This window comes from Mesorhizobium sp. M7A.F.Ca.CA.001.10.2.1, from assembly GCF_003998575.1.
Lineage (GTDB): Bacteria > Pseudomonadota > Alphaproteobacteria > Rhizobiales > Rhizobiaceae > Mesorhizobium.
This window is the reverse complement of record NZ_RZQY01000170.1, coordinates 1-9,933: the sequence shown is the minus strand read 5'-3', so window position 1 is coordinate 9,933 and position 9,933 is coordinate 1. Positions and strand designations below refer to the sequence as shown.

Sequence of the window (9,933 nt, the reverse complement as noted above, 5' to 3'; positions counted from 1 at the left end):
GTGCAGATGGCCATCGACGAGGCCAACGCAGCCGGCGGCGTTGCCGGGGATACGTTCGAACTGGTGGTCGGCGACGTCAAGGATCAGTCCGCCGGCAACGTCACCAGCGCGGTCGAGCGCCTGCTTGGCGATCCGGGCGTGCACTTCATGCTGACCGGCTATGCCAGCCTGACCAATTTCGAGATCGACAACATGGCCGAGGCGGAAATGCCCTACATGCTGGCGGCCACCTCGCAGCAGACCAGGGACATCATCGCGCCGAGCCCCGACAAATATATGTGCTGCTGGTCGCTGACCCCTTCCTTCGACGCCTACAACACCGACGTAACCCTGTTCGTCGAGAAGCTCGCGGCCGATGGCAAGATCACCCTGCCGACCAAGAAGGTCGCCATCATCTCGTCCGACAACGCCTATTCGAAGACCATCTCCGAAGGCATGAAGAAGACCTTCAAGGAGAAGGGCTGGACCATCACCGTCGACGAGATCGTGCCATTCGGCGAAGTGACCGACTGGCGTTCGATCCTCGCCAAGGTGCGCGAGAACGTTCCCGATGTCGTCATCAACACCGACTATCTGCCCGGCAATTCGGCGTCGTTCCTGAACCAGTTCCTCGAGCAGCCGACCAAGAGCCTCGTCTTCCTGCAATACGCACCGAGCGTTCCGGAATTCGTCGAGCTGACCGGCAAGAAGTCGGATGGTGTCATCTACAACCTGCTCGGCGGCGCGCTGACGACGCCGAAGAACCCGCGCGCCGATGAGGTGGCGGCCAAGTTCAAGGCAAAATACGGCGTCGAGAGCGGCACCTACGGCGTCGGCCTCTACGAAATGACCAATGTCTATTTCGACGCGGTCAAGAAGGTCGGCGGCGCATCCGACCATGCGGCGATCATGAAGGCGCTGTCGGAGACCGACAAGCAGGTCGCGGAAGGGCGGCTGAAATTCGATCCCGCCACCCACCTTGCCACGCAGGGCGACGACTATATTCCAATCACCTTCTTCCAGATCTGGGATGGCCAGCGCACGCTGATCTCGCCGGAAAAATACGCCACCGGCGCCTTCAAGCTCCAGCCCTGGATGAAGTAGGGAATGGCCCTGCTTGAACTGGACGACGTGTCGAAGGCCTTCGGTTCGCTGAAGGCCGTCGACGGCGTGTCGTTCAAGGTCGAAGCCGGCGAGATCTTCGGCATCGCCGGCCCGAACGGCAGCGGCAAGAGCACGCTGTTCAACATCATCACCGGCATCCCGTTCGGCCCCGACCGGGGCCAGATCCGCTTTGACGGTCTTGCCATAAACGGCAAATCGGGACACGCGATCGCGCGCCTCGGCCTTGCCCGCACGTTTCAGCGCGAGACCAGCTTCGACGGGCTGACCGTGTTCGAGAACGCGCTGATCGGCGCCAGCTACGGCAAGCAGGAAAAAACGGCCGTGGCAGCTCGCGATGCCGCCGCCGAGGCGCTGGAATTCGTCGGGCTCGGGTCCGCGTCCTTCGGGCGGCTGGCCGGAGAGTTGTCCGTCTTCGAGCGCAAATGCCTGATGCTGGCCACCGCGATCGCCATGAAGCCACGCATGCTCTTGCTCGACGAGCCGGCATCGAGCCTGACCAAGCCCGAGATCGAGACGTCTATCGGCCTGATCCGCCGCACCGCCGAACGCGGCATCACCATCCTTCTGATCGAGCACGTGCTGACCTTCCTGATGAGCCTTTCGCAACATCTGCTGGTGCTCAACAATGGCCGCGTCCTGGCCGCTGGCGACCCGGCCGGCGTGATCGCCGACCCGCGCGTCATCGAAGCCTATCTCGGCACCAGGAGATCGGCGGCGTGAACCCCATTCTCAGCGTCGAAGGCGTCACCGCCGGCTATGGCCGCGTCACCGTGCTGCACGATATCTCGCTGGAGGCCGGCCGTTTCGGCAATGTCGGCCTGTTCGGCCCCAACGGCCATGGCAAGACGACGCTGCTGCGCGCAGTCTCCGGGCTGCTGCAGCCGAAGAGCGGCCGCATTCTGTTCGACGGGCAAGACATTGCCGGCCGCAGCGCACGCGCCATCGTCGGCGCCGGTCTGATCCATGTGCCGCAAGGCAACCGGCTGTTTCCCGATCTCTCGATCGCCGACTGCATGGCGCTCGGCGCCTATTCGCCAAGGGCCCGGCCGCATGAGGCGGAGAACCGTGAGAAGGTGATCAAGCTGTTTCCGAAACTGGCGGAACGCTGGCGCCAGCGCGTGCGCACATTGTCGGGCGGCGAGCGCCAGATGGTGTCGATCGGCACCGCGCTGATGAGCCATCCGCGCCTGCTGATCCTGGACGAGCCGACGCTGGGGCTGGCGCCCAAGATCAAGGACGAACTCTGCGCCTCCGTCATGGACATTTCGCGCGGCGGCGTGCCGCTGATCGTCGTCGAGCAGGATATCGAATTCCTGCTGGAGCTGACGCAGCAACTCTACCTCGTCAACCATGGCGCGGTGGCGACCGAGATCAAGCCGGGCGAAAGCCTCGACCACGGCGAGATCATGTCGATGTATTTTGGCCATTAGGAAAATCCGAAGATGAGCGCATTGGCGGAAATCCTGTTCGGCGGCCTGTTCCAGGGCTCGCTCTACGCCATGATGGCGGTCGGGCTGGCTCTGGTCTGGACGACGATCGGCGTGTTCAATTTCAGCCATGGCGTGTTCATGATGCTGGGCGCCTACATCGCCTGGCAGCTGGTCGAACTCGGCCTGCCGGCGGCGGTCGCCTTTCCGATCGCCGTCGTCGTCATGGCCGGCGTCGGCTGGATCCTGCAGGCGAGCGTCGTGCGGCCGCTGATCGGCCGACCCAACATCGTGCTGGTCGTCGTCATCACCACGCTGGCGGCCGGGTCGCTGATCGAGAACGGCGCGCTGACCATCTGGGGACCGCGCTCGAAACAGATCCCGGCGCTGATCGCCGGCAACGCCACCATCGGGGGCGTCGGCGTCTCCCTGCACCAGATCGCCATCATCGTGATCACGCCGCTGATCCTGGCCGCACTTTGGGTGTTCCTCAACCGCACGCGGCTGGGGCTGGCGCTCCGCGCCGTGGCGCAAAATGAAGATGCCAGCCACCTTGTCGGGCTGAACGTCACCGCGCTCTATGGGCTGGCCTTCGCCATTGCCGCTTCGCTGGCCGGGCTCGCCGGCATCTTCATGGGCGGCTACCGTTTCATGTCGCCGGTGATGGGCAGCGACCCGCTGCTCAAGGCGCTGATCGTCGTCGTTTTCGGCGGCATATCGAGCGTATCGGGTCCGATCTTCGCCGCCTATCTGATCGGCTTCTTCGAGGCAGCCTGCAGCTATTATTTCGGCTTGTACTGGACGCCGGCACTGCTGTTCGGCGTGCTCATCCTGACCCTGATGGTGCGCCCCGAGGGCATCTTTGCCAGCCGCTCCCGAGGCCTAGCATGACCGACACGACATCGCTGATCGCGCCTGGCCACGCCGAGGCGGCAACCCCGATCGCTCCAGGCCGCACGCCGTGGAAGCAGGAGGCCATCGGCTTCGTGCTCGGCTTCGCCCTGCTGGCGCTGCTGCCGCTGATCTTCGGTGACACCTATGCCCGCCACATCCTGATCATGGCCTTCATCTATGCGATCGTCGCCTCGAACTGGGACCTCAGCCTCGGTTATGGCGGCGTCTTCAATTTCGGCCATCTGGCGCTGTTCGGCATCGGCGTCTATGCCTACAGCCTGCTGACCAAGCTGGCCGAATTCGACCCGTGGATCGCGCTGTTTGCCAGCGGTGTCATCGCAACCCTGGCGGCGATCCTGGTGACCATCCCGATCCTGCGGCTGAAGGGCATCTACATCATCCTGGTCACTTTCGGCTTCGCGCAGCTGGTGATGCAGGTGATCATCAGCCAGTCGGCCATCACCGGCGGCACGCAAGGGCTGGTGCGCATTCCCGGACTCTATATCTTCGACCATAACATGGTCCGCGACGGCAAATCAGCCTATTTCTACATCGCGCTGGCACTGCTGGTGGCAAGTACGCTGTTCCTGCGCGTGTTTGTGCGCTCACGCGCCGGGGCCAGTATCGTCGCCTTGCGCGACAATGAGGAATACGCCATCAGCCGCGGCGTCTCGATCGTGCGCCAGCGCATGCTGACGCTTGCCGCGAGCGCCTTCTTCACCGGCATCGCCGGCGCCTTTTACGCCGCCTACCAGCGCAATGCCTCGATCGACGTCTTCGGCATGAGCCTGGCGACCATCATCCTGTCGATGGTGCTGCTTGGCGGCACCAGCACCATCTACGGCGCCATCGTCGCCTCCTTCGTGCTGACGATCTTCGCCGAATGGATGGCCGATTTCGGCGCGTGGCGGCCGATGATCACGGCGATGCTGATCATCGGCGTGATGCTGGCCTACCCGAGCGGCCTGGTCGGCATGATCAAGGCTTCATGGGGCGCCGTCGCCGGACGCCTGAAACGCCCGGGCTGATCGTTTCGGAATAGCGGCTGCGCCTCAGCGGATGCCGCACCAGTCGATGGCCGAAGCGGCGATCACCTTGGCGGTCTCGACCACCGATTCGACCTCGACATATTCGTCGGAACCGTGAAACCCGTCGCCTGAGGGGCCGAAGATGACACCGTCGACGCCGGCGCCGGCATAGTGCGCGGCATCGCACACGGCGACGAAGCCGCGAGCCTGCGGCGCCTTGCCGACCATGGCCTTGCGCTTCATCAGCGATGTCACCAGCGGATGATCGACCGGCGTGTTCATCGGCGGGAAATACAGCCCGCCGAGCTCCCATTGGATCGCAGGCGGGTTGTCGCGCAGCCACGCATCGGTCTGGGCGAAATGGTGGACGAACGTCTCGAAATCGCGGCGGTAGTCGGCCGAGTTCTCATCGGGCAGGAATTTCATGTCGAGATCGAGCACCGCGACGTCGGGAATGATGGCCGGGTTGGTCATGACGGTCGGCAGGCCATGCTGGCCAAGGCCGGTTCCGCCATGCATGACGCCGATGTTGATGGTGTTCATACCGAGCGGCAGCAATGGATGCGATTTCGCCCGCGTCCGGTCCAGCTCATACTGGCGCACGGCGGCGATGAAACGGGCGGCGATCTCGATGGCGTTGACGCCCGGCTCGAGCCGCTCCTTGTCGTGGCGCTGCGGATAGATCTCGTTGTAGCGCAGCGCCGAATGGGCGTTGCGCCCGCGGATCGTCACCCGCGCCCATTCAAGCCCGCCTTCGACCGGCAGGACATCACCCCAGGTCGGTTCGGCGACCAGCACCGCCTTGGCGAGCTTGCCCTTCTTCACCGCGTCCATGGCGCCGAAGCCGCCGGCTTCCTCGTCGACGACCGAGTGGATGGCGAGCCGGCCCTGCAGCGTGATGCCCGCCTTGCGGATCGCGCGCGCGGCGGCGATGCAGGCGGCGACGCCGCCCTTCATGTCGACGGCGCCACGGCCATAGAGGCGGCCATTGGTGATCTCGCCGCCGAACGGATCGACCGACCAATCCTTCATCGCGCCGACCGGCACGACGTCGATATGGCCGCACAGGATCAGGCTGCGATCCTCGTCTCCCGCCCATTCGCCGACCAGATTGGGCCGACCGGGCAAGACATCCCATTGCTCGGTCCTGAACCCGTCCTGCTTGAGGATCGGTTCGAGCAGCGCCTGGACATCCGCCTCGCGGTTGATCGCCGGATTGGGCTCGAATTTGGGGTTGACCGAAGGGATGCGGACCATGTCGCGGGTCAGCCCGATCAACCAGTCGCGATCGGTCTCGATCTCAGCCTGCACGGCATCGATGATGGTCTGGTTGTCGGGCATCGTCGCTTCCTTCTCTGCGTCGCGGCGCTTTGCATCGCTGCACTGGGCGCAACGACACTATTTCCTTGTGGTTTTGGATTTGGCGGCGTCGTCGGCCGATGACGACAGGGCGGTATCGAGCGTGACCGCATTGGCACTGCGGATCTTCTCGATGTCCTCGATGCGCTTGCGCACCCCGGCGCCGTGGCCTTCCAGCGCGTGGGCGAACACGGTTTCCATCTGGGCAACGGCCGTTGCCAGCGTGTCGAACGGCGAGTTGGCGTCGATCGCCGCGACCATGGTCAGGTCCGCTATGTCAGATATCGGCGACAGCCAGACATCGGTGAACAGCAGGATGGAGACGCCGCGCTCCTTGGCCTGCTGGGCAAAGCTCACCACGTCCGACTGATAGCGCCGGTAGTCGAACACGACGAGGAGGTCGCGCTTGCCAAGGTCGATCAACAGGTCGAAATCGGCGGGGCTCAACGAACCGATGTCGCGCACGCCGGAGCGGAACTGCAGGAGGTAGCCGGCCAGCATGGAGGCGATATGCCGGCTGAACCGGCCGCCCAGCAGCACGACCTGCCCCTTGCTCTCCAGCAGCAGGTTGACGGCGCGCGTGTAGGCCTGCACCGGCACTGCCGTGCGCGTGCGCTCCAGGCTGTCGGAAACCGAATGGAAATAGGCAAGTGCGGTGCCTTCGCTGGAGCCGCCCGGGCGCTTGGCCTCCATCATCAAAAGCGGCGAATGCAGCCTGGATTCAACTTCGGTGAGCAGGCGTGCCTGGAAATCGGCAAAGCCGACATAGCCAAGCTTGCTCATCAGCCGCGTCACGCTCGGGTCACTGACGCCAGCGCGCCGTGCCAGCCGGGTCGCGGTGCCCAGCCCCGCCATCGGATAATCAGCGAGCAGGACCTGGACGATCTTCTCTTCCGCGGAGGTGAACGCCACGGTCGTATTGGCCAGTTCTTCGCGGATCGACATTGTCATCGCCCATCGCCGACGGAAAGACGATTATCTTACAATTTCACACATGTTTGTCAAATTTGGAACTTCTCTTACAGAGCCATCGAGAGTTCGGCATGACTTGCTATCCCATGGCAGCCAAGCCAGTCGTGCAACACATCCACGTCGGCTCGAACGAGGGCTGGCGTCTATTTGAAGCTGGCGATGGGCAGGAACTTGACCGCGGAACCGGTGAAGCGCCGGTGATCGGAGGTCCGTCCTCGCGGCTGGAATCCATCGAGATAGATGTGCTCCGGCGCTGTGCGGATGAGATTGGCGGCAATGACGGGCGCCGCAGGGCTAGCTCCGCCGGCGATGCCACGACCTGTCTCAATCGGCCGGGACAACGCTGCCGGCACGATGACCGCGGTGGCTTCGGGATCGAGATTTGGCTGGACACGGTCGGCCTTCGGGCTGGTCCTGACGCGATCTTCGGGCTTCGATTGGGCAACCGAGACCCGCTGGCCGGCCAACCCATTGTGGCCGTCATCGGCGTGGTTCAAGGCCAGCAAGGCAGCGACCGCATCGCCGGATTTGTCTGCTTCAAGCTGGCGCGTCGGGCTTTCCGGTCGCCATGTCGGCAACGGGATGTTGAACGCCACCATGTCCGGCGCGCCGCCCGCGGGACCGGCCGACTTGCCCGAGGGAATTTCAGCATCGGTTGCTGTTGGATTGGCCAGTTCGGCCCGCGCGGTGGAAGCGTTGGCTGCTGCAAGCGGCGCGAGTTGCGGGGTCGGAATGCTGGTCGTGGACCCGCTGCGCGGGGCGAAGGCTGGCAGCGGCACCGAGCCCGGCGCCATGGCCATGACGATCGCTTCAGGCGTCTTCCCCTCCGGTCCAATCGGCGATTCTTCGGCCCTATCGACGGAAGCCATCTGGATGTCGGCGCGCTGGGCATCCTGCGGCGGCACGATTGCGATGCCGGCGGGCCTGGGTTCAACGGACTTGGCCGGCTTGCGTGGCGCCGGCACCGCTTCGGCGACATCATCGGTCTCGTCCGCGCCGCGCCCACCCAGAAGCGTCGCCAGCAGGCCGCGCGCCGGCCTGCGTTGGCCGCCGTCGGCACTTGCCAGGTCGATGTTGGGCGTGCCGGCGCCCTTGCGCGACTTGTAGGCGGCAAACGCCTGCCCATAACCGGGCAGCGGTTTGCCGTCGCTCGGCACATGCAGCGTATTGCCGTTCGGGAATACCCTTGCGAGTTCCTGGCGGCTGATGCCCGGCCAATGCCGCACATTGCCGACATCCATATGTATGAAAGGCGAACCGGAGGTCGGGTAATAGCCTACGCCGCCGCCCTGCATCTTGAGGCCGATGTCGCGCAGCTTCTTCAGCGGCACATCCGGCAGGAAGAAGTCCATCGCGCGGCCAACCATGTGTTGGCTTTCCCGAGCCACGCCCTTCGAGCGGCTGCGCAGCATGGCGTTCGTCGCTGGCGACCGATAGGCGCTGACCACGTGGATATAGGCTCTCGAGCCGCTGGCGCGATAGGCCTGCCAGACAAGATCGAGCAGGCGCGGATCCATCTTCGTCGGTTCGTTGCGACGCCAGTCGCGCAGCATGAGATTGATCTTCTTCAATCCCGCCGGATCATAGCGCCCATTGCGCTTGAAGACGATTTCAGCCTTCTCGCCCGTATGGAGATGTTGAATCTTCAAAGCACGCGTCTCCGCGAACGCGCCGGTGACACACAGGCAAAGGAACGCTGCGATGATGGCAGGCAGTGTCCAAAGACGGGAAGCACGGGGGGCGTTTTGCACGTTTTCGCTCACGTTCATGCCTTGCACGTTCTTTTGTTTCGGGCGATTTCAGGTTCCCGCCCAGATGAAGAGCCTTTCAGCCCTCTTCCTGACAAGCATGGACTTGACCGACGCAGACAGGCGTCCATGCCACAACACGTCATGTTGATGAACAGCATCTTGGTTAACGAATCGTGTCGCTTCCGAGAACGCGTTTCGGCTGGAGTTGCCTGTGGCAGCCATTTTCTGGAGCAATGCACGGCTGATGAGGTCCGCCAGCACGACGGCCGCGCCGTTCCCATGTAGCCGCCTCGCCCTCGCAAATGCAGAGAACGAATGTGCGGCAACAAGGATGTTGGAAACTGGTGCTGCGAGAGAGGATTGAACTCTCGACCTCTCCCTTACCAAGGGAGTGCTCTACCACTGAGCTACCGCAGCCGCTGATGGCGGGGCTTCTGCCATATCGAACCGGCAAGCGCAAGGCCAAGCGCAACGCTTCTGTGAAAGCCTTTGCCGGATAGCTTTTAATGACATGGCAGTGCCACAATGTTGGCTATCCCTGAACAGCAAGCTGGTGGGTCGCCGGCGGGGACGGGGCGATGGACGACAAGGCAATTCCAGTGAAAAAGGATGGTCCACCGAAAAACAGCGCAACAATCCGCAAGGATCGGCTGGCCGAGCAATTGCGCGCCAATCTGCAGAAGCGCAAGGCGCAGTCACGCTCGCGGCGGACCGGCGATGCCGACGAGCGGCCGGACGGGCTCGCTGCATCGAAGGAAATACAAAAAGATTAACTCAAATCGGCCACTCTTGGCCCGGGGTGGGCGAAATCCCATTTCTTGAACCAGCGTAATTCTTGAACCAGATTGGCCAATGGTCTAGACGGGCCGCTACTCAAACGATTGAACCGGCCCTTTTTGGCCGAGAGGGACGTTCTTCCATGGATCGCATCAGAATTGTCGGGGGCAACAAGCTCTCCGGAAGCATTCCGATCTCGGGCGCGAAAAACGCGGCGCTGCCTTTGATGATCGCCTCGCTTTTGACCGACGACACGCTGACGCTGGAAAACGTGCCGCATCTGGCCGATGTCGAGCAACTGATCCGCATCCTGGGCAACCACGGCGTCGATTATTCGGTCAATGGCCGCCGCGAGAAGCAGAATGAGGGCTATTCGCGCACCATCAACTTCTCCGCCCGCAACATCGTCGACACCACAGCGCCCTACGAACTGGTGTCGAAGATGCGCGCCTCGTTCTGGGTGATCGGCCCGCTGCTGGCCCGCATGGGCGAAGCCAAAGTGTCGCTGCCGGGCGGTTGCGCCATCGGCACGCGGCCGGTCGATCTGTTCCTCGAGGGCCTGCAGGCGCTGGGCGCCGATATCGACGTCGACACCGGCTATGTCATCGCCAAGACAAGGAA

The 9,933-nt window shown here is 63.5% G+C and carries 9 protein-coding genes, 1 tRNA gene and 1 pseudogene; 7 read left to right on the top strand and 4 right to left on the bottom strand.

Features of this window, described 5'->3' with window-relative positions:
• From EN964_RS13565 to EN964_RS13545, 5 genes are all read left to right on the top strand, one after another.
• Nucleotides 1-1,083 (top strand): ABC transporter substrate-binding protein (locus tag EN964_RS13565; protein ID WP_127276435.1); only part of this gene is annotated, 1,083 nt, incomplete at its 5' end.
• A gap of 3 nt (nucleotides 1,084-1,086) precedes the next feature.
• On the top strand, nucleotides 1,087-1,824 hold the full coding sequence (locus EN964_RS13560) for an ABC transporter ATP-binding protein (protein WP_027035743.1): 738 nt from the start codon (nucleotides 1,087-1,089) through the stop codon (nucleotides 1,822-1,824).
• Complete coding sequence (locus EN964_RS13555; protein ID WP_127269236.1) at nucleotides 1,821-2,534, top strand: ABC transporter ATP-binding protein; 714 nt, start codon at nucleotides 1,821-1,823, stop codon at nucleotides 2,532-2,534. Before EN964_RS13560 ends, EN964_RS13555 begins: the two co-directional genes overlap by 4 nt.
• Before the next feature lie 12 nt (nucleotides 2,535-2,546).
• A complete protein-coding gene (locus tag EN964_RS13550; protein ID WP_127269237.1) occupies nucleotides 2,547-3,422 on the top strand; it encodes a branched-chain amino acid ABC transporter permease in 876 nt (291 codons plus the stop codon).
• Complete coding sequence (locus EN964_RS13545; RefSeq protein ID WP_127269238.1) at nucleotides 3,419-4,453, top strand: branched-chain amino acid ABC transporter permease; 1,035 nt, start codon at nucleotides 3,419-3,421, stop codon at nucleotides 4,451-4,453. The genes EN964_RS13550 and EN964_RS13545 overlap by 4 nt, the downstream gene beginning before the upstream one ends.
• 24 nt (nucleotides 4,454-4,477) lie before the next feature.
• On the opposite strand, the gene EN964_RS13540 is transcribed toward EN964_RS13545, so the two are convergent.
• The 4 genes from EN964_RS13540 to EN964_RS13525 all read right to left on the bottom strand — a co-directional run bounded on the left by EN964_RS13540 (nucleotide 4,478) and on the right by EN964_RS13525 (nucleotide 8,952).
• Nucleotides 4,478-5,794: a M20 family metallopeptidase gene (locus EN964_RS13540; RefSeq protein WP_127272178.1), complete on the bottom strand. Its 1,317-nt coding sequence runs from the start codon at nucleotides 5,792-5,794 to the stop codon at nucleotides 4,478-4,480.
• 57 nt (nucleotides 5,795-5,851) lie between these two features.
• Nucleotides 5,852-6,757 (bottom strand): MurR/RpiR family transcriptional regulator, encoded by a 906-nt coding sequence (locus EN964_RS13535; protein ID WP_127276437.1) that lies wholly within the window; start codon nucleotides 6,755-6,757, stop codon nucleotides 5,852-5,854.
• A 170-nt stretch (nucleotides 6,758-6,927) separates the two neighbouring features.
• Nucleotides 6,928-8,553, bottom strand: coding sequence for a DUF882 domain-containing protein (locus EN964_RS13530; protein WP_127268677.1), 1,626 nt, complete (start codon nucleotides 8,551-8,553; stop codon nucleotides 6,928-6,930).
• 324 nt (nucleotides 8,554-8,877) lie between these two features.
• Nucleotides 8,878-8,952, bottom strand: a tRNA-Thr gene (locus EN964_RS13525).
• 161 nt (nucleotides 8,953-9,113) lie between these two features.
• Between EN964_RS13525 and EN964_RS13520 the strand changes: the two genes are divergently transcribed.
• Nucleotides 9,114-9,308 (top strand): hypothetical protein, encoded by a 195-nt coding sequence (locus EN964_RS13520; RefSeq protein ID WP_127268678.1) that lies wholly within the window; start codon nucleotides 9,114-9,116, stop codon nucleotides 9,306-9,308.
• 146 nt (nucleotides 9,309-9,454) lie between these two features.
• Nucleotides 9,455-9,933, top strand: a pseudogene (locus tag EN964_RS13515) (UDP-N-acetylglucosamine 1-carboxyvinyltransferase); the annotation flags it as partial.

Coding starts and splice junctions, on each gene's coding strand:
- EN964_RS13560 (WP_027035743.1), top strand. CDS start 1,087: ATGGCCCTGCTTGAACTGGACGACGTGTCGAAGGCCTTCGGTTCGCTG.
- EN964_RS13550 (WP_127269237.1), top strand. CDS start 2,547: ATGAGCGCATTGGCGGAAATCCTGTTCGGCGGCCTGTTCCAGGGCTCG.
- EN964_RS13545 (WP_127269238.1), top strand. CDS start 3,419: ATGACCGACACGACATCGCTGATCGCGCCTGGCCACGCCGAGGCGGCA.
- EN964_RS13540 (WP_127272178.1), bottom strand. CDS start 5,794: ATGCCCGACAACCAGACCATCATCGATGCCGTGCAGGCTGAGATCGAG.
- EN964_RS13535 (WP_127276437.1), bottom strand. CDS start 6,757: ATGTCGATCCGCGAAGAACTGGCCAATACGACCGTGGCGTTCACCTCC.
- EN964_RS13530 (WP_127268677.1), bottom strand. CDS start 8,553: ATGAACGTGAGCGAAAACGTGCAAAACGCCCCCCGTGCTTCCCGTCTT.
- EN964_RS13520 (WP_127268678.1), top strand. CDS start 9,114: ATGGACGACAAGGCAATTCCAGTGAAAAAGGATGGTCCACCGAAAAAC.